The sequence below is a fragment of the Streptomyces sp. NPDC046122 genome, from assembly GCF_056429965.1.
In genome coordinates, this window is record NZ_JBWKLQ010000009.1 from 37523 (window position 1) to 55197 (window position 17675).

Below are 17675 nucleotides of genomic sequence, written 5' to 3' on the forward strand. Positions count from 1 at the left end.
GCTCCCGTCAGTTGAAGTCGGACAGGGAGCGCTGCGTGGACGCCATCGCGGTGGCGTTGGCCGTCTCTGTTCGGGTGTAGTTATTGGCGGTGGCGGTGCATTTCGTGTGGATGTCTCGGCAGGTCCGGCTGAGGGCTTCGACCTGTTCGTCCCACAGCTGCATGGTCTGCTTGACGGCGTCGCCCAGTTGGCCCGACCAGAATTCGCTGCCCAGGGCGACCGAGGCGGCGATCATGACGTCGTCATCGCTGATACGAGCCCTGGAATGCAACGCGGAGCCCAGTTCCAGGGCGCCGTTGCCCGCGCGGTTGAGGGAGGCCGGATCGTCCACCCGGGACTCGCCCAAGGCGGCCGTCTGCAGGCCGGCGCCGGAGGCGGGCGCAGGCGCGGATATTGCGATTATCGATTCGGGCTCTGTACTCATTCATGCACCCCCGTGCTCCGGCGCCACGCATTGCGCGCCTGCCTGTGATCGCTTGCGTTGATCTTAATCGCACAGTCGAACACCCAGGCAAGACGAGTCTGCTTGTGGGCCCGCTGTCGATGCCTCAGATCCTCCTGTGCGTGCCTCAGATGCCGTGCGACATGAGATGAGGCGGGCACGGCCGGGACTGTCCGCCTCGGAAGACTGCCTCCCTCCGCCGCCGTTGGGCGTGGCAGGTCAGGTCAGACGGCCCCAGCACGCCGCGATGCAGCAAATCATCCTTCCCGCCGGGCCCTGGCGCATGGGGCCAGGGGCGTACGGACTGGCTGAGGCTCACCGTCACGCGGCGGGAGCCTCCGTACCGCCGGAGAGGGTCACGTACTTCCGGGACTGGTACCTGGCGCTGCCGCTCGGTGCCATCGTCTCCTCCATCGACGCCGCAGCGGTCTTCGCGGCCCTGCGCACCCTCCCCCTGCCGCAGAAGGTCACCAGCCCTGCTGGAAGCCGAATCCGAATGCCACGACGCCCGGACCATCATCCTGGTGCTGGTCTTCAGCGCCGCCGTCGCCGACCTGCCCGACCCGGTGCACATTCTCGGCTCGTCGCCAGGCCCGAGCCTGCCGGCCATCGCCCGCCGACTCGGCCTGACGCGACCCCGCGCTGCGCGATGTGCAGTTCGAGACCGCGCCCCTGGAGGTCCTGACGCCGACCTTCTGACCGTCGCCGTCCCCGACGGCTCACGGCCGCACGGTGTGGCCGTCTTCGAACTGCGGCTACCACCACCGACGGTAGTCGCCCTGATCCTGCGCGACGGCCCCCTGTTGCCGTCGGAGGCTCCCAGCCGTTTCTTCGCCAATGCGCTTCACGAAGAGGGAGCGGCGGCGCATCTGCGTTCAGCTCGTCGCGCGGTGTCTTTCGGCCTCAGTCCCGAGCACCCGGACGGACGGGGCGGCTGTAGCTTCCTCTCCGTGGGCATCAGCGCCCCACACCACCACACTTTGCAAGAGGAGTTGGAATGCCGCTTCCTGCAGCGCTGCTTGGAATCGTCCTATTCATGAGCGTTTTGTGGTTGTGTATCACTGTTGCGCGGATACGCGACATCCCGCAGTGGCGCCGGTTCCTTCCGCTCGCCCTTCTCCTGATCTCAAGTGGCGCGAGCCTGATGCGAGCCTTCGACGTACCCCAGGCAGCGAACGCCATCGCGTTTCCGCTGAATCTGGCCGTCATCGTCCTGGCCCTGAGGGAAATCGGCCAGCGTCGGCGCCGCCGCGCAGCGGCATTCACCTGAGGGCAGCGATCACCTCGGCGCCCCTTATTCAGCCATTCAGTACGTTACAGGCGGTTCTCCTCGTTTGCCCTGCGCTACAATTCTTTACCGAGCCATTACCCCCCACTGGGTGGTCAGTGCTCCTTTTCGTAGTTGGCGAACCGGCTGTCATACGGCCGAACTGATGGGGGCGTGACATGGCTGGCAGTATCCGCGCCATGAACATGGCCCTCACGGCGGCGGCTTGCTGCCCGAAAGCGCCACTCATTTCCTGGTCGGTGCGCGTCGACAACACCGCTCGCGACAACGTGCCCGATACCAGCGGCGCCTGCCGCATCTGACGCCGAGGCCCAGGAACGCGCCTACGCAGCGCGGGCGGCCCCAGCTTCCCGGCGCGGCTCCGGCTGATCTCCACACGTGATGCACAATCGCCTGTCGAACGGGCGCTTGCGCACACCCGAGCAGTCGTACTCGAGCGCCCGACGTGAAACCCGTACGCCCGCACCCCGCGTTTCTTGGAGCACGCCATGGAGCCCACAGCTCACACCCGTAAAACCGTCCTGCCCGGAGTCGGCAGCCGCTACGACTTGGAAACCGAAGCCGGCCGTCATCTGTCGGTCGTCGTCCATCAGGACGGACGGCGGATTCTCGCCTTCCACGACCCCGAGGACGACGACAGCTGCGGGGACTCAGCCACGCTCGCGCCGCACGAGTCGGCGGCCCTGGGCAAGCTGCTGGCCCCGGACCCCGTCGCGCACCTGCACCAGCACATGGAGATCGACCTGGTCACCGAGCACATCGAGGTCACCAAACGCTCGCCGTACGCCGGGCGCACTCTCGGCTCGACCCAGGCCCGTACGCGCACCGGCGCCTCGATCGTCGCCGTCCTGCGCCGCACGGCCGCGGTCCCCTCCCCCACTCCTGACTTCCGCTTCGCGATCGGCGACACCCTCGTTGTCGTCGGCACCCGAGAAGGCGCAGACGCCGTCGCCGAACTGATCACCGGAGGATAGACGCCCGTGCACAACACCACAGCCATGCTCATCGAACTCGGGTCGATCATTCTCGCCCTGGGCCTGCTCGGGCGCCTCGCCGGCAGAGTCGGCTTCTCGCCGATACCCCTTTACCTGCTCGCCGGTCTTGCCTTCGGCCACGGCGGCATACTTCCGCTCCAAGCCAGCGAGGACTTCATAGCCACCGGCGCCGAAATCGGCGTCATACTCCTGCTGCTCCTCCTCGGCCTGGAGTACAGCGCCTCCGAACTCGTCACCAACCTCAAGACCCAATACCCCTCCGGCGCAGTCGACTTCGTGCTCAACGCCGCCCCGGGAGCAGCCGCGGCACTGATCCTCGGCTGGGGACCGGTTGCCGCGGTCGCCCTGGCCGGCGTCACCTGGATCTCCTCCTCCGGCGTCATCGCCAAGGTCCTCGGCGACCTCGGCCGCCTCGGCAACCGCGAAACCCCCGTCATCCTCGGCGTCCTGGTCATCGAGGACCTGGCCATGGCCGTCTACCTGCCGATCCTCACCGCTCTGCTCGCCGGCGTGAGCCTGGCCGGCGGCACCGTCACCCTTCTGATCTCGCTGGGTACTGTCGGAGCCGTCCTCTACCTGGCCCTGCGCCACGGCCGCCTGATCAGCAAGGCCGTCTCGTCCGACAACGCCGAGATGCTGCTCCTGGTCGTCCTGGGTCTCACCCTCCTGGTCGCCGGCATCGCCCAGGAACTCCAGGTCTCCGCCGCCGTCGGCGCGTTCCTCGTCGGCATCGCCCTGTCGGGAGAGGTGGCCGAAGGAGCCAGCAACCTCCTCACCCCGCTCCGGGACCTGTTCGCCGCGGTCTTCTTCGTCTTCTTCGGCCTCTCCACCGACCCCGCCGACATCCCGCCCGTGCTCGTCCCCGCCCTGGTCCTCGCCGTCGTCACCGCCCTGACGAAGATCGCCACCGGCTGGTACGCGGCGCGCCGCGCCGGCATCGGCACACGTGGCCGCTGGCGCGCCGGAGGCACCCTGGTCGCGCGTGGCGAGTTCTCCATTGTCATCGCCGGCCTCGCCGTCGGAGTCGAGCCCCGCATCGGCCCCCTGGCGACCGCCTACGTCCTGATTCTCGTGATCATCGGGCCGCTGGCCGCCCGTTGGACCGAACCGCTCGCCCGCCGCATCACCCGCCGCCCGGCCACCCCGGCGCCTGTCTCGGCCCCGGAAGCGGAGCGCGCCGACGCCGTCCACACGGCCACCTGACGCGACGCGCACCCCTGCAGGTGATGGCACCGCCGCGCCGAGCCTGTCCGCCCTGGCTTGTTCCAGGGCGGACAGGCTCGGCCGGGTGGCGCTCATGGAGCCGAACCGGGCACGCTGCCTGGGCTGACGGTGACAGCCGCTGTGCAGTCGCCCTTCCGTCCGGCGTCAACTGCGCTGCGGTTGACACGACCGTACCGCCGGCACCGACAGAGACCCAGGTAACACAGGAGGGTAGGAAATGCTTCAGTGGCAGACGCTCAGCACGGGCATCAAGCCGGTATCTGGTCCCGTTCCCAGCCCCGTCACCTGGGCGGTGACGTTCACCCTGGCACCCCTGCTGGTCGCCGCTCTGAATCTCGTGGGCGGACACCGCGAGCAGTTGATCGACCTGGTGCTCATGAGCGTCCTAGCCACCCTGCTCGGCGTACGAGCCCGTCTCGCCGCAGGCCCGGGCACCGCGGTGATCTGCTGGCTCTTCCTGAACGGTTTCGGCACACCCCCGATGGGCGAGCTGACCTGGGCCGCCGGCGACGATCTCAGCCGACTCGTGTGCCTGCTGCTCGCAACCACCGCCGGCACAGTGATGGACCGCATCATCAAAGCCCGCGCCGCGTACCTCCGCATGACGCCCACGCACTGCGACAGCACCTTCTCCTCGTAGACGGCCGCACGCGCGGTGTCCGGCGGGTTTGTCACTCACGTCTCCTTCGGAGGCTCGGTCCATGGAAACCGGGGCAGCGCTGATGGGTCTGTTCACCCGCCCTCACGCGCCGACTGGCGATGCCTGCGGTCGGCTGTCGCTGTCCTGTGCAACGCGCCAGCGTCGATGGACGAAACAAGCGGCGGTCGCGGGCCACAGCACAGACGTCAGCCTCATTGAAGTCACCCACACGTGCACGGCCGGATGTTCCGGGTTTCCCCGTCCGGCCGCGTATGGTGCTGGGCGGCTCGGACGGGGTGCGGCGGCATTCAGCTGGGGGAATCGGAGGGTTTCTGGATGGGCCAGGACGTGATGCTCTGGCGCTCGCCGCAGTCCTGCCTGGTGGTGCCCTTGCAGATGGAGACGGACCCGGTGGTGGTCGGCTTGTACGTCATACGGAAGTCGATGGGCGCCGCGCCAGGGCCGCACTGGGTGACGTGTTTGACGGCAGGGCCAGGTGCGAGGTCATGGGTGAATTGGAACCAGACCGAGTAGCAGTCCGACCCGGTGTTCCTCAGCTCGCCGCTGACCACCAGTGTGGAGCCGAAGACGCTGCCGGCGTTCTTCTCGATGCCTCGTGTCCCCGTGGCGACAGCAGTTCCGTGACCGGCGGCCCAGGAAACGCCTGCGGCGGATGAGGGTGTGCCGGCGAGCAGGACCGCGGCCCCGGAGGCCAGGGTCAGGGCGCAGGCTTGCAGCGTGCGTGAACGCATCGGGTGTTCCTTTCGTCAGGCGAGGGCGTGTTCCTTGGCGGGTTGGTCCTGCGCTGGTTGCGGTGTCGCCGCGCGTCGGGTCGCCTTGCGGAACATGCCGCGCAGGTCGGGGTCGTGTCCCAGGGGTGCCAGGAGCAGCAGGAGGCCGGCGGACATGGCGAAGGAGAAGCTCCACAGGCCCATGACGACCGCGATGGAGAGGTGGAAGAGGACGCCGGCGGGCAACAGCATCCAGCGGACCTTCTGGGGCAGCAGGAGCGCGGCGGCGAGGACGATCTCCAGTACGAGCGGACCCCACGTCATGGCGGCGACGCCCATCGGGTTGTGGACGACGGCGTTGACGGCTGGTCTCAGCCAGTACGGAGCCCCGAAGGCGTGGTTGTTGACCCAGTAGTAGAGGGCGGATCCGTCGGCCCATTCGGCGTGGGGCAGTTTGGCAACGCACGACTGGAAGTACAGGACCGCCATTTGAATGCGTGCCACGACGACGGCGCTGATGCCGAGCAGTGCCAGGGCGCCGCTCTGTTGCGGTTTCAGGCCGATGGACTGGCTGGGCTGCCAGTGCCAACGGCGGTTGTCGCCGATGGCAACGATAACCAGCAGCAGGGCGAGTACCCAGGTGATTTGATCGCCGCCGTCGGGGATGGAGATGCCGGTGAAGACGCTGAAGGCCACGTAGGCGTGCGGGATGCTGGTGAAGCGGGGCCGCCAGCCGCTGGCCGCGATCAGGAGCACGAGGCAGCACAGCCAGCGCATGGTGTCGTACTGGGCGGGCTCCACGAGGCAGAAGGCTCCGCCGGCGGTGACGCCCCGGCACAGCGGGTACTGGCCGACGGTGGCTACTTCGCGGAAGAGGGTGGCCGCGTCACTGAACACCAGAGTGCCGAGGGTGCCGAGGGCCAGAAGCGTGCGGGCCAGGCCGTAACCGGCTGCCCACGGCAAGGGGATGGACAACTGGCGCATCAGCAGCTCACCTCCAGCACCATGACGCGTTCGGCGCTGTGGGCCTCCGGCATCAGGTCACGCCATGCCCAGGGGGTGGGGCGCTCCTGCGTCATGCCGACGGTTCCGCACACCGTGGGGTCGGGCGAGCGGTTGTCCACGCGCCGGGCCGGTGCACCGAAGTCCTTCATGCACTTCTGCCTGCTGTCTGCGCACTCGCGCCAGTCGCCCTTCTTCGCGGCGGAGAGCAGCATCGCGATCTCGACGCCCTGGGCGCGCGATTCGCGGTCGAGCCCGAAGGCGTTTCGGGGTGAGGCGTGGGGAGCAAGAGAAAGCGGCTTCCAGTCACCCAAAGATTTTTTGAAGGGAATCACCTCGGGATCCCGGGGCGACTTGGTGAAGAAAGCCCATCCCTGCGGGGCGAGATTCACCACAGTGTGCCTGACCTTTTTCTGGCCGGGCAGGGAAATGACGTTCTTGGGCAGTTGCTCCTGGACCACGTAGGCGATGACCACGGCCCAGACAGCACAGACAGCGATCACTGATTTCAGCGAAATAGGAATCGCACTGTCGCCGCCTTGCGTGAAGGCGGCATAGAAATAGCGGAGCTTCGTTTTCATGTTCGTGAGTCGTCCTTTGCCCCCGTGGGGCGCCGAAAGGCCGGGCCCGGGGGCGGGGAGTCTGCAGCCTCCCCGCCCGTCGGGCACTAGGCGGCCTGGAGCGCCTTCGTGACCTGTGCGACGGCCTCGTCCCGCGACAGCGGTGTCTGGTCGGCGCTGGTCGGCTCCGGGCTCCAGAACCAGTTCTTGCCCTTGACGAAGTTGGCACCCACCGCGACGGTGACGGTGACGACCGCACCTGCGGCGGTCACCACGGCCGCGACGTGCACGACCGCGGCGCCGACGGCCACGGTGACGCCGCACAGCTGCCCGTTCTCCACGGGAGTGGCCGACTTGTCCTTCTTGGCAACGGCCAGAAGCATGTTCTGGGCGTCGGTGACAGCCTTCTCCACCTGGCGCGGGTCACCACTGCGGGCCTTGCGGCTGAAGTCCGCGAAGAAGCTGGACGACCGCTTGTTGATCAGCTCGATCACCGCGTTGGACGCGCGGATCTCGTCCGGCGTGTCGTTGTCGACGTGCTGGCGCGCTTCCGAGAAGAGCTCCAACTGGGCCAGGTTCCGGCCGACCTTGCCCTGCCCGAAGAACAGGCCCCGGAAGACGTTCTCGCCGTCCGTCTTGGCCGAGACGGCAGGCGCGACAGCTGCCGTCCTGGCGGACGCGTTGACGTCCGCGCTTGCCGTCGGTGCCGCAGCCACACACAGAGCCGCCGCGGTAACGCCGGCCACAGCGAAGATTCCACGCTGCTTGATATTCACTTCTTTTCCCCTCTATTCGGCGAGGCGCCCCGAGGGGGAAAAGGCATGCGGTCAACACGCTCCCCCCGGGGCGTGATCTCGTCGAAGATCCTCACATGCAGATCCAGAGAAAGTCGATTATTTGTGACCGTCGTCACACGGCTTTTTGGTGTCGTGTCCCGCATCTGGCATGGCTCAAATTTTTCCAGTGATTCGAATTTCACTTGACGCACTCAAGGGGGCCATTTATTGGCGCTCGCAGCGGCCGGTCCCGGCCGACGCCGGGGGGAGGAAACGTCGGCCAGGACCGGCTTCCTACCTCGAACGCTGCGCGCTCAAGGAGTTCAGGAGTGCCGCGCCGCGTTCGGCGTCGTCCACGCTCACGGCGAAGTCCTTGCCCTTGGCGCTTATGACGAGGCACACCCCGCCGCGCAGCATCACCGTGGTCCCCATGCCGCTCAGCCGGTAGCCCCAGCCGCCGACTTGCGCCGGGGTGCGGCGTTCGGCGCGGGCGGAGTCGATGTCTTCGACCGCCCAGCGCCGCGCCGGCCAGCCGAAGGGGCCGAAGGAGACTTTCAGCCCTTTGTCACTGACACGTGCCCGTACGGAGGCGCATCCCAGGACCAGGACCGACGCGAGTGCGAACGGTGCGAACAGCGCCCAGTGCATGGGGGTCAGGCCTCCCAGGGCGGCCAGGACGGCGGCCATGGCCACAACGCCGGTCAGTGCCGACGTGACATGAAGCCAGGCGTTGGAGGCGCTTGAAAGCCATACGAGGCGCTGGCCTTCGGGGATGTCCATGCTCGGGCCGGCGGGCGACTGGCCTCCCTCGGCAGGTGAGGCGCGGGTCGCGAGCCAGGCGATCAGCCCTGCCGTGCCCGCCACCACAAGCACCGTCACGATCCCGCCCGTCACCGAGCCGGCGTCGCGCCAGTGACTGCGGTCCATGTTCGCCCGCACCACGGATGCCTGTGCGCCGGCCAGGAAGAGTCCGCCCGACAGCAGAACGACGCCCGCCCAGCTGCGCGCGGCGCCGCTTGGTGCGCCGCCCGTCCGCCGCCACCCGACCGCCACACCCACCACCAGCACCACCCAGACCAATGCCGGGAAGAACACGGCAGCCCACAGCGGCATCGAGCCGTCAGGCGCCCCCGACCCGCTCCAGTGGGTGGCCAGCCTGTCCGGCAGCCTTCCGCTCGCAGCCAGCGGCAGGCCCACCAGTAATGCCAGCACCCCGGCGGACCAGCCGCCCGCACCCCACGCCGCTCCGCTCCGCCGGCCCGTCTGCTCGTTCACGCCATCCCCCTGATCAACTCGATGAGGTCGTCCCTGCTGTAACCCGCACGCGCCGCGTCCGTCACCAGATCACGTACGCGATCCAGCAGCACGGAGCGCTGGTCCGCTCCGTCCGCCACCGTCACTCCCCGACCGCGCCGGAACTCCAGCACGCCCTCGTCGCGCAGCGTCCGAAGGCCGCGCAGCACGGTGTTCACGTTCACGCCCAGCGCCTGGGAAAGCTCCCGCGCCGGAGGCAGCCGGTCTCCCGGACCGCATTCGCCTTCCGCGATGGCACGCCGGATCGCACCTGCTACCTGCTCATGCAGGGCACGCTCGTCCGATGCGTTCAGTCTCAGCAACATGATGCTAATGACAATAGCACCATTAACTGCACCGCGACAGGACCGAAGAGACCCAGCCGCAGCCTTCACTTCGGCCGAGCACCTGCACAGCTCAAGCGGGAGAAGCACGGCACGGGCGAGGCGTGGCGGGGACCTGCGAAACGGGACCGCGGGCGGTGACGTCCAGGCGCAGCCGGCCGTCTCGGCACACAGCTCACCGGACCGGATGAGACGGAGGTGTTCGCGCTACTGGAGAACCACGGTTTCGAACCGCGCCGTGACGGTGACGACGCCATCGTCCTGGGCAACGGCCCTTTCCACGCGCTCGCCCGCGACCACACGCAGACGGTGTGCGGCATGAACCTCCGCCTGCTCCGGGGCGTACTGGACGGGCTCGCCGAAACCGGCCTCCAGGCGCGCCTGGCCCCCATCCGCCACTGCTGCGTCCGTTTGGAACCGGCTCCCCCACCGCCCACCGCCCACCGCCCCGTAAGCGACGCCACTGGTGGTCTGACACGCCCCTTCCCCGTCACCCCAAGACGCCCGCTCCCGCGCCGAGTTCCTCTCCCTGACCGGCCTGACCACCTGAACCACACCGCCCGTACCGGCCCCTGCCTCGGTCAGAGCTCTGCGCCGTCGTGCTGTACCGGGCTCGGACGGACGGGTGTCCAGTGGCGGGACCTGCCGAAGCGGGCCGGACCCTGGGATTCGCCCTACAACCAGCATCGCCGCTGGTCAGCGGACGGGACATGGAGATGCTGCTGACTCGCATCCACGCTGCGGAAGACGCCCCGGGCCGAATCGACCCGGACGTGTCGGTGGACTCGACCGGCAGTGCACACTCGTCTGCGCGTTGTCGTCCGGTGAGGGAGGAAGAATGAGCGGTGTGACCATGGTGAAAGACGTCGATGTCCGCGGTATGCAGCACTGTGAGACGACGGCGCTGGGCGTGCTGCTGCGGCATGAAGGACTCGACCTGTCCGAGCCCATGCTGTTCGGGCTCGGCTCCGGGCTGTCCTTCATCTACTGGGACAGCAAGGGCATGAGCTTCCCCTTCCTGGGAGGCCGGGTCAAGCCGTTCGAACTCACCAGGAGTCTGACCGCCGTACTCGGGCTGGAGCTGATGGTCGGGGAGACCACCTCGGCGCGAAAGGCATGGCAGAACGTGGCGGCACCCATCGACGCCGGTCGGCCGGTCGGCCTTCAGCTCGACAGCTACCACCTGGACTACTTCAGCACCAAGGTGCACTTCGGCGGGCACGTCGTGGCCATGTACGGTTACGACGAACAGGACGCCTACCTGGTGGACACCGGCCCGCAGGGCGGAGCCGTCTCGACCAGTCTCGCCAGCCTGGCCAGGGCCCGGGCCGAGCGCGGCCCCATGACCGCCAAGCACCGCTCCTTCACCATCACCGCGCCCAGCAACCTGACGTCGCCGCAGGATCGGATCATCCCCGCGATCAAAACGTGCGCCGACGCCTTCCTCAACCCGCCCATCGCGAACCTGGGCCACCGGGGAATCGAGAAGACCGCCAAGCAAGTGCCGAAGTGGCTGCAGCGCAGCGCCGATCCGAGCGAAGACCTGCCACGGGCCGCCGTCCTCATGGAGAGGGCGGGCACCGGCGGCGCCTTGTTTCGCAATCTCTACCGGGACTTCCTCGCCGAGTGTGCCCAGCTGATCGACAACAGCCACCTGCGCACCGGCCACAGCCTGTACAGCGAGGCCGCCACCCTCTGGACACAGGTAGCCGCACTCGTCGCGTCGGCAGGCGAATCCGGCGACGCGAACAACCTCATCCAGGCCGGCTCCCTCCTCCACGAACTCTCGCGCATCGAACGCGATGCGATGCAGGCACTCAGCAGGCTCTAGCGTGCTCTTCAACGGCCTCTGTCGAACGGTGTGTCGTACTGCTCCCACCCCCGAATGCCCAGATCGCACGGCCGCCGCAGCTCGGGGCCGGGCCTCGGCGAACAACATCGCGACGCCCGCCGGCAGGCGTCGCCCGGCTCCCTCGGGCTGGAGGCCTCGCTGGGCACACAGGGCCCGCGGTCCAGTCCAGCACGCCGGCCATGGCGCGCGTGTGCACGGCGACTTCGCATGTCCAGCACCAACCGTCGCCTGCTCGACGCGCGACGTTGACGGGAACGCGTCCCCAACCTGCCCAGCCTGGTCCGTCCAGGGGCCGACCAGCATGAAAGGTCCGGAAAGGGCGTTCCGGGCCCCGCCCGTCCCGTCCGACAATGTTTCGGTCGCCACGGAGGCGGCGGCCGGGACTGGCTGGCACCGACCTGAAGGTGTCCCCCGCCGTGTTACGGAGGTCTGTGGTGCTGCGCATCCATTTCACCGCGGAGGATCTCGCCCGCACCCGGGTGGCCAGTACCATCGGGGCCGCCGCGGAGACGTATTACAGCCTGGAGATGCTGTGCCGGCGTTCCCTCCCGTTGCCCTTTCAACGGTGGCGCGCCACGGTGGCCGGCCGACTGGGCGAGGACGCCAAGCCACTCACTGCGCTGATGCCCACCCGGGGCCCGGGCCTCGACCTGCTGGCACTGGCCGGCGACTCGCCCGACATCGACCACGCGGTGGAGGCCCTGCTGCGGGCACCGCGCACCCGGGTACGCCGTGAACTGGAAGCCGTTGCCGTCAACCCCGCCCAGATGCCGTGGGCGCGGGCCGTCGCCGAGGGGGATGCCGATGCCCGGCGGTTCCTGGCGGCCGGCCTCGTGGCTTGTCACCAGGTAGCCGTCGCACCGTACTGGGCGGCTTCCCGGTCACAGCTGGACGTCGTGCGGGCGCAGTACGCCCGCACGTTCCTGGAAGCGGGAGTCGACGCTCTGCTGACCTCCCTGAGCCCTCCGCTGGCACGCTGGCGTCCGCCTGTGCTGGAGGTACGCTACCCCCGCTCGGTCGAGGTTCACCTGGGCGGCAGAGGGCTGATCCTGGTGCCGAGTCTGTTCTCCTGGCGTGAGTTCAGCCTGCTGTACGACCCGTACGACGACACCTCGGTGCCGCGGCTAACCGTACCCGCGGTGACCGATCCGGCCACGGGCGCGGCGCTGTGGCATCCCAGGGGTTCCGTGGCCGACGATGCCCTGGGTGTCCTGCTCGGACGCACCCGGGCCGCCGCGCTGCGCGTGGCCGCCGATGGTTGCAGCACCACTGAACTGGCCGCGCGACTCGGTGTCTCCCCGGCAGCCATCAGCCAGCACACCAAGGCATTGCGCGACGCGCGCCTCATCACCACCAGCCGGCGCGGTGGTTCCGTGCTGCACATGGCCACTGCCCTGGGCCGGGCACTGCTGGACGGGAACCGATAGCGCCGCCCAGCGCAGCCGTGGGCCGTCCCGGATCGGTGACTGCTGAGGCACTGAATCGGGCCTGCCTGCGCCGAGGAACACTTGCCCGGCTCCTGAGGGTGACGTGGGCCGCATGGTCCAGGGCGCGCACGCGTTTGGCAACCCAACCCGCGCGCGGAGTGCCCGGAGGCGAGCAGGCCAGAGCGGCTGGGGACGTCGAGTTGTACCTGGTGCTCGGCTTGTACCTGGTGCTCGGCGCCAAGGCGCCCTGCTCAACGCAGGGCGCGCCGGGTGCCTCGCCAGGGGCGGCACAGCCGGTGGTCGCGGTGGAGCGGGCGTCGGGGCAGGGTCGCAAGCCGGCGGCAGGCCGCCTCCAAGCGGTCCATGAACACGGCGGCCGCCTCGGCGTCCGGGCCGGCGGCACGAGGAGCAGCTTCGCGGGCCGGCCTTCGGACTGGTAGGCCCGCATGTTCAGGAGCCGCGTATTCGCCGTAGCCGTCGGCCGGGCATCACAACGACGTTCTTATCCATGTCGCCCCTGATGAACCTCAGGATCTGTCGGAGATCGCTGTAGGGCGTTCGGACGTTCCAAGCGCCACCGGGACGGCACCGAGCTTCGCGTCGTCCACGTTGAGGACATACGAGGTTCTGCAGGCCCGGCGCAAGTACCGCGCGGCCACCGACCGGAAGGCCAGGGCCGCCCTGCACGCCATGCCGCAGGGCAGCCTCGGCCGCGGTCCCGGTGAGCCGATGCAGCACCGATTCTTGTCGAAGGGCCACCGACTGAGCAACCAATCGCTACCGTCCTCAAGTGACCAATGACCATGGGGATACACCACAGGGAACGCCTGCGCCGCCTGCGCCACGACGGGTTCGCGACGACGCCGAGTACGAGATGGCTGCTGGAGCTGGCGTGGCTGCGCTTGCCCTGCCTCTCGGTGATGTGGGTGGAGTCGCCGCCGCGTTCCTCACCCCACCAGTCGCACGAGCGCTGAAGTTCGCTGACGAGAAGTTCCGCCGCCAGAGCGACAGCAACGTGCAGACAATGCTGGACGAAGGTGCCTCCGCTGCTCACCTGCCCGCGGACGAGTTCGTCGACGAACTCGCGTCGGACCCCCGCCGCCTCCTCTGCCTTGTCAGCGCAGTAGAGGGGGCGAAGGCCACGGCGTACGACGACAAGATCCGGCTTCTGGGCCGTGCCCTCGCAGCAGCAGCTCAGGAGGACGAACCAACCCGGATCGACGAAGAACAGCTCTTCATCGAGGCCGTACGGAGGTTGGAAGCCCCTCACGTGCTTCTGCTGAAGACGATCGAGCGCCACACCGTGGCGCGCCCGGGAGAGCTCGACGGTGCTACGGAGAAGGAGCTGGCAGAGGAGATCGGAGACTACTTCGCCGGCCGTGGCATCCTGCAGCCCCTCTTGAGGCCCCTGGAGTTCCACGGACTCGCACGCCTGCACGGCATTCCCGGCGCCTGGGACGCAAACATCGCGGACGACATTCCCCCCGGCGCAGGCGGGGCGGGGAAGTGGGTACCCACGCGCTTCGGGCGTCACTTCCTCCAGCGCCTTGCCGAGGCCGAAAGGGCGGAAGCCGGAGAGTCAGATCCGGCCCGTGACACGACGACGCCGGGGTTCAACTGGGACGTCTAACCATGCGCCTCCCGCCCGTGTTCTGACCGCTGCCCTACGACGGGCTGCCGAGGACGTTGGGCCGGAGGCCGAAGTGGAGGGCTCGGGTCACCGCGATGGGTGAACTTTGGGTGATGAGCGCAGTGTCCAGGGCCCTGACCCGGAGTAGGCAGGTTCGTCCGGCAGGAGCTGCCGGTCGACTCGCGGGAGGACGCCGCTGTCCATCAAAGGCTGGTGATCACCATGGCCCGCATGGCGCCGCCGTACGTCACCGCTGCCATGAGGCGAGGGTCTCCGGATCGTCGGGCTCCGGAGCAGTGCAACCATTCGGTCCACCCGAGTGTCTCCCTCAATAACCGACACACCACCTTTCTAGGGGACGAAATGGGACGACACAGGGCCGCATGGACGACGGTGGTCGCGCTTGTGGCCGCCATGGCAGGAGTGACGGCGGCCCCGGCCGCGGCCGCAACGACCATCACCACCCAGACCACGGACTGCCCCACCGGTTGGGGCAGTACGACCAAAACCCGCTCCGGCGCGACGACGGAGTCGGTGACGAACATCAGGACCGGCCGGCACGCCTGCTTCGACCGCATGGTCGTCGACGTCCCCGGCGCGGGCACCAGCGGCCTCGGCTATTCCGTCAGGTATGTCAGCCGCCTCCACCAGGACGGTTCGGGCAATTACATCCCCGTCGGCGGCGGCGCCGTCCTCGAGGTACGGGTCATGGCCCCCGCCTACGACCCCGACACCGGGATGCCCACCTATCCCGTGCGGGCCGGTCAGCGCCTGAAGGGCGTGGACCTCTCGGGGTACCGCACCTTCAGGGACGCCCGGTTCGCCGGCAGCTTCGAAGGGGACACGCAGATCGGGCTCGGCGTCCGGGCACGGCTCCCGTTCCGGGTGTCGGTGGCGACCGACCGGGTCGTGATCGACGTGGCACACAACTGGACGGGGGCACGCTGAGGCCCTTAGGGGCGCTGGGACCGAAGTTCCCTGACTCAAGTAGCCGTATCCGTGGATCCGCGGTGAGCCGCGGACCGTCAAGCGGCCGGCCCGACCAGCTCTTCCCGTACGTCTTCCATGGTGACGAAGCCGAGGACCGTGATCCTTGTCGCCGGTGACCGCCGCGAGATGGCTCTCGGCGGCCCGCAGATCGGTGAGGGCGCCGTCCAGCGGCGTATCGCCCGGCACGCGGGCGACCGCGTGCACCTCGATGCGGGAATCGGCTGGTCGGGTTCGGTGACGCCGAGGGTGTCCTTAACTGTGCTTGTGTGCGGGAACGCCCTGGGCCTACTCCTCGGCTCGTCCCCTTTTACCTGGGTATCCAGGAGCTCGAAGGTATCGGTGGCCTCGCGGGCAGCGGCCACGCAGCCGTAGCCGGCCTCAGGTCATGAAGGCCCAGAGCCGATACGGCGCATCGAGCCTGTCCGCGGGTGAGGCGTTCCCGCTCGTGCCGGGGAAGCTGTCCGAACTCGATACCGGCCGACGGAGCGCGGCTGACGGCCCGCCTCGATCCGGGGCGTTCTTCGCACGCGCGTCGCGTCAGGAGCCGTAAGGACGGCGTCAAGGCCGAAATCCCGGGCCGACGCCGTCACCGGTCGTGCGAAGATCTACCGGCCCATTCGGGCTCCACCCCTGCCGCAGTAACGATTCTACGGAGAGCCCATTCGCCGCGCCCACCTTCTCTCCGCCGCTGTCCTCCTCTTCTGCACGGCCTGTTCCGGCGGTGCGGACAGTGACTCCGAGAAGAGTGCGAAGAAGGCCGTGGATCACGGGGCGGTCGTGCGCGCCGCGATCGAGAGGACGAGCACGGACAGCGCCCGCCTGGACAAGAAGATAGAGCTGCGGTCCGCCGACAGCCCCAGGACGTACGTGTTCGCGATCGCCGGCGCCTTCGACCTGGCGGGTGACAGGGGCCGGCTCACGGTGGAACTCGAGGACAGCGGCATGGAACCGGTCGAGGAAGTCTTCGTCGGCGACACCGTCTATGTGCGGGGCTCGCAAGCCGTCGCCGCTGGCAAGTGGGCCTCGGCCGTCCGGAGCGAGGCCCTGACTCGCTATTTCCTGCGGGCACCGCTGAACGACCCCGAGCACCTGCTCCGCCAGGTGAAGGCGATGCGGCAGGTGTCGAACGAGGGCAAGGAGCAGGTGAACGGCGCCCCTGCGGTGCACTACCGGGGCACCATCGACCACGCCACCGCGACGCTCCGGATGACGACGGAGACGAAACGGGGGCTGGCAGACCTGCGCGAGAAGCTGGGCGACGACATGCCCGTCTACGCGGACGTGTGGGTCGACGGGAAGGGGCGCGCCGCCCAAGCGAGGCTGTCCTACTTCGGCGGTATGAAGGCCATGACGACGATGACACTCTCGGACTTCGGGATGCCGGTGAAGGCCGAGGCGCCGTCGTCCCGGCAGGTCGTCCCTGTGACGGCGGGCGAGGACGTCCTGCTGGCCTGAGCAGGGGCGAGCCCGGCGCGGGCTGTCCTGCGCGACAGTCAGACCGAAGGGGTCGGCGAGGGGGACGACAGCGCCGACCTGCGCGGCTGGGCCGGACCGGCTCGCCGCGCCTGGGTTCTCACAGCCCGGATCTCCGGTACGCCAACCTGCCAGTACAGGGACGGGCCGCCGCACCGACAAGCCTCTGCGCGTGCACCCCGGGGATTCGGGACGGGCACGTGGCCGCGGCCGACACCGCCTGGCGCCCACGTCGTGATGTAGACGATCACAGCGTGGAATCACTCGGCCGCGTGCCCGGACCGGACCGTCGTGGAGAAGGCACAGACTCACACGGCGGGGCGGGAGTGCACGCTGACGGCGTAACCGCAGCCTTGGTAATAGGGATCGCCGCTCCAGGTGGCGTAGCGCTGCCTCAAAGTCAGTCCGGCCTCGGTACACCAGTGGTCGAACTCTGTGAGGGTCACCGGCGGTTCCGGCAACGGCAGATGTGCCGCATCCAGTCCCATGCCCGTGACCAGCAGACCGCCGGAGCGCAGTGCAGCGGCCAGCTGCCGAACAACGACCGATTCGGTGCCGGGGGCCAGCAGGGGGATGACGTTTCCGGCGGCGAGCACCAGGTCGAAGCCCTGTTCCAGGCCCAGGGTGTCCAGACGGGCCAGGTCGCCGAGGAGCCAGTCCTGCGTGGGGGCGTCTCGGCGGGCCACGGCGAGCATCGAGGGGTCGACGTCCACACCAGTGCAGTTGTGGCCCAGCTCCGCGAGCCGGATCGCGATCCGACCGGTGCCGCATCCGGCGTCGAGTACCCGGGCGGCGGGCTCCAGCAACGCGGCACAAAAGGCGGCCTCACCGTGGATGTCGTGCCCTGATTCAGCGAGCTGCGCGAAGCGCTGCGCGTACTCCTCTCCAGCTTGTCCGCCGGTCAGTTCAGCCCATCGGTCGCGTTGCCCAGTCATGTTCACAGTCCCTTCCGGTCATCCTCGTCCAGCGGGAGCGAAGACGATGCCATCACACTACTTGCGGCCGTAG

General features: G+C 68.6%; 19 protein-coding genes and 2 pseudogenes. 12 read left to right on the forward strand and 9 right to left on the reverse strand.

Translation table 11 applies throughout. The annotated features are described in order from the left end of the window. Positions 1 to 7: 7 nt before the first annotated feature. A complete protein-coding gene (locus AC07FK_RS23200) occupies positions 8 to 424 on the reverse strand; it encodes a hypothetical protein (protein ID WP_479106831.1) in 417 nt (138 codons plus the stop codon). Between the two features lie 388 nt (positions 425 to 812). Here AC07FK_RS23200 and AC07FK_RS23205 point away from each other — a divergent pair. From AC07FK_RS23205 to AC07FK_RS23230, 6 genes and pseudogenes are all read left to right on the forward strand, one after another. Beyond that, positions 813 to 1068, forward strand: a pseudogene (locus tag AC07FK_RS23205) (potassium/proton antiporter); the annotation flags it as partial. A 410-nt stretch (positions 1069 to 1478) separates the two neighbouring features. Continuing rightward, positions 1479 to 1712 carry a hypothetical protein gene (locus AC07FK_RS23210; protein WP_479106832.1) on the forward strand — a complete coding sequence of 78 codons (234 nt, stop codon included), beginning with the start codon at positions 1479 to 1481 and terminating at the stop codon, positions 1710 to 1712. Positions 1713 to 1888: 176 nt separating this feature from the next. Further along, positions 1889 to 2032, forward strand: coding sequence for a hypothetical protein (locus AC07FK_RS23215; RefSeq protein ID WP_479106833.1), 144 nt, complete (start codon positions 1889 to 1891; stop codon positions 2030 to 2032). 186 nt (positions 2033 to 2218) lie between these two features. Continuing rightward, the gene (locus AC07FK_RS23220) at positions 2219 to 2704 is read left to right on the forward strand and encodes a cation:proton antiporter regulatory subunit (protein ID WP_479106834.1); all 486 of its coding nucleotides are present in this window, start codon (positions 2219 to 2221) and stop codon (positions 2702 to 2704) included. A 6-nt stretch (positions 2705 to 2710) separates the two neighbouring features. Further along, complete coding sequence (locus AC07FK_RS23225) at positions 2711 to 3928, forward strand: cation:proton antiporter (RefSeq protein ID WP_479106835.1); 1218 nt, start codon at positions 2711 to 2713, stop codon at positions 3926 to 3928. Between the two features lie 238 nt (positions 3929 to 4166). Then, positions 4167 to 4589, forward strand: a complete 423-nt coding sequence (locus tag AC07FK_RS23230; RefSeq protein WP_479106836.1) for a hypothetical protein — start codon at positions 4167 to 4169, stop codon at positions 4587 to 4589. A gap of 308 nt (positions 4590 to 4897) precedes the next feature. Here the strand turns inward: AC07FK_RS23230 and AC07FK_RS23235 are convergent, their stop codons facing one another. The 6 genes from AC07FK_RS23235 to AC07FK_RS23260 all read right to left on the reverse strand — a co-directional run bounded on the left by AC07FK_RS23235 (position 4898) and on the right by AC07FK_RS23260 (position 9277). Beyond that, entirely contained in the window at positions 4898 to 5341 is a 444-nt protein-coding gene (locus AC07FK_RS23235) for a hypothetical protein (RefSeq protein ID WP_479106837.1), read from the reverse strand. 15 nt (positions 5342 to 5356) lie between these two features. After that, on the reverse strand, positions 5357 to 6304 hold the full coding sequence (locus tag AC07FK_RS23240; protein WP_479106838.1) for a sporulation-delaying protein SdpB family protein: 948 nt from the start codon (positions 6302 to 6304) through the stop codon (positions 5357 to 5359). Continuing rightward, a complete protein-coding gene (locus AC07FK_RS23245; protein WP_479106839.1) occupies positions 6304 to 6903 on the reverse strand; it encodes an SdpA family antimicrobial peptide system protein in 600 nt (199 codons plus the stop codon). Before AC07FK_RS23245 ends, AC07FK_RS23240 begins: the two co-directional genes overlap by 1 nt. A gap of 86 nt (positions 6904 to 6989) precedes the next feature. Further along, positions 6990 to 7598: a sporulation delaying protein family toxin gene (locus AC07FK_RS23250; RefSeq protein ID WP_479106840.1), complete on the reverse strand. Its 609-nt coding sequence runs from the start codon at positions 7596 to 7598 to the stop codon at positions 6990 to 6992. A 354-nt stretch (positions 7599 to 7952) separates the two neighbouring features. Next, positions 7953 to 8933 (reverse strand): DUF1648 domain-containing protein, encoded by a 981-nt coding sequence (locus tag AC07FK_RS23255; protein WP_479106841.1) that lies wholly within the window; start codon positions 8931 to 8933, stop codon positions 7953 to 7955. Continuing rightward, entirely contained in the window at positions 8930 to 9277 is a 348-nt protein-coding gene (locus AC07FK_RS23260) for a GntR family transcriptional regulator (protein ID WP_479106842.1), read from the reverse strand. The genes AC07FK_RS23255 and AC07FK_RS23260 overlap by 4 nt, the downstream gene beginning before the upstream one ends. A 336-nt stretch (positions 9278 to 9613) precedes the next feature. Between AC07FK_RS23260 and AC07FK_RS23265 the strand changes: the two genes are divergently transcribed. The 5 genes from AC07FK_RS23265 (at position 9614) to AC07FK_RS23285 (ending at position 15152) form a co-directional block, all read left to right on the forward strand. After that, positions 9614 to 10021 carry a transposase gene (locus AC07FK_RS23265; RefSeq protein ID WP_479106977.1) on the forward strand — a complete coding sequence of 136 codons (408 nt, stop codon included), beginning with the start codon at positions 9614 to 9616 and terminating at the stop codon, positions 10019 to 10021. A 121-nt stretch (positions 10022 to 10142) separates the two neighbouring features. Beyond that, positions 10143 to 11126: a BtrH N-terminal domain-containing protein gene (locus tag AC07FK_RS23270; RefSeq protein ID WP_479106978.1), complete on the forward strand. Its 984-nt coding sequence runs from the start codon at positions 10143 to 10145 to the stop codon at positions 11124 to 11126. Between the two features lie 437 nt (positions 11127 to 11563). Then, positions 11564 to 12574 (forward strand): ArsR/SmtB family transcription factor, encoded by a 1011-nt coding sequence (locus AC07FK_RS23275; RefSeq protein WP_479106843.1) that lies wholly within the window; start codon positions 11564 to 11566, stop codon positions 12572 to 12574. A gap of 790 nt (positions 12575 to 13364) precedes the next feature. Then, positions 13365 to 14204 carry a hypothetical protein gene (locus AC07FK_RS23280; protein WP_479106844.1) on the forward strand — a complete coding sequence of 280 codons (840 nt, stop codon included), beginning with the start codon at positions 13365 to 13367 and terminating at the stop codon, positions 14202 to 14204. A gap of 363 nt (positions 14205 to 14567) precedes the next feature. Then, entirely contained in the window at positions 14568 to 15152 is a 585-nt protein-coding gene (locus tag AC07FK_RS23285; RefSeq protein WP_479106845.1) for an AMIN-like domain-containing (lipo)protein, read from the forward strand. Positions 15153 to 15229: 77 nt separating this feature from the next. On the opposite strand, the pseudogene AC07FK_RS23290 reads toward AC07FK_RS23285, so the two are convergent. Continuing rightward, positions 15230 to 15451 (reverse strand): annotated as a pseudogene (locus AC07FK_RS23290) (hypothetical protein); the annotation flags it as partial. Positions 15452 to 15854: 403 nt separating this feature from the next. On the opposite strand from AC07FK_RS23290, the gene AC07FK_RS23295 reads away from it, so the two are divergent. Further along, positions 15855 to 16649 (forward strand): SCO4651 family lipoprotein, encoded by a 795-nt coding sequence (locus tag AC07FK_RS23295; protein ID WP_479106979.1) that lies wholly within the window; start codon positions 15855 to 15857, stop codon positions 16647 to 16649. A 326-nt stretch (positions 16650 to 16975) separates the two neighbouring features. Here AC07FK_RS23295 and AC07FK_RS23300 read toward each other — a convergent pair whose 3' ends face one another. Next, positions 16976 to 17602, reverse strand: a complete 627-nt coding sequence (locus AC07FK_RS23300) for a class I SAM-dependent methyltransferase (protein WP_479106980.1) — start codon at positions 17600 to 17602, stop codon at positions 16976 to 16978. Between the last annotated feature and the right edge of the window lie 73 nt (positions 17603 to 17675).

Coding starts and splice junctions, on each gene's coding strand:
- AC07FK_RS23200 (WP_479106831.1), bottom strand. CDS start 424: ATGAGTACAGAGCCCGAATCGATAATCGCAATATCCGCGCCTGCGCCC.
- AC07FK_RS23230 (WP_479106836.1), top strand. CDS start 4,167: ATGCTTCAGTGGCAGACGCTCAGCACGGGCATCAAGCCGGTATCTGGT.
- AC07FK_RS23265 (WP_479106977.1), top strand. CDS start 9,614: ATGAACCTCCGCCTGCTCCGGGGCGTACTGGACGGGCTCGCCGAAACC.
- AC07FK_RS23260 (WP_479106842.1), bottom strand. CDS start 9,277: ATGTTGCTGAGACTGAACGCATCGGACGAGCGTGCCCTGCATGAGCAG.
- AC07FK_RS23240 (WP_479106838.1), bottom strand. CDS start 6,304: ATGCGCCAGTTGTCCATCCCCTTGCCGTGGGCAGCCGGTTACGGCCTG.
- AC07FK_RS23285 (WP_479106845.1), top strand. CDS start 14,568: ATGGGACGACACAGGGCCGCATGGACGACGGTGGTCGCGCTTGTGGCC.
- AC07FK_RS23300 (WP_479106980.1), bottom strand. CDS start 17,602: ATGACTGGGCAACGCGACCGATGGGCTGAACTGACCGGCGGACAAGCT.
- AC07FK_RS23235 (WP_479106837.1), bottom strand. CDS start 5,341: ATGCGTTCACGCACGCTGCAAGCCTGCGCCCTGACCCTGGCCTCCGGG.
- AC07FK_RS23220 (WP_479106834.1), top strand. CDS start 2,219: ATGGAGCCCACAGCTCACACCCGTAAAACCGTCCTGCCCGGAGTCGGC.
- AC07FK_RS23215 (WP_479106833.1), top strand. CDS start 1,889: ATGGCTGGCAGTATCCGCGCCATGAACATGGCCCTCACGGCGGCGGCT.
- AC07FK_RS23245 (WP_479106839.1), bottom strand. CDS start 6,903: ATGAAAACGAAGCTCCGCTATTTCTATGCCGCCTTCACGCAAGGCGGC.
- AC07FK_RS23210 (WP_479106832.1), top strand. CDS start 1,479: ATGAGCGTTTTGTGGTTGTGTATCACTGTTGCGCGGATACGCGACATC.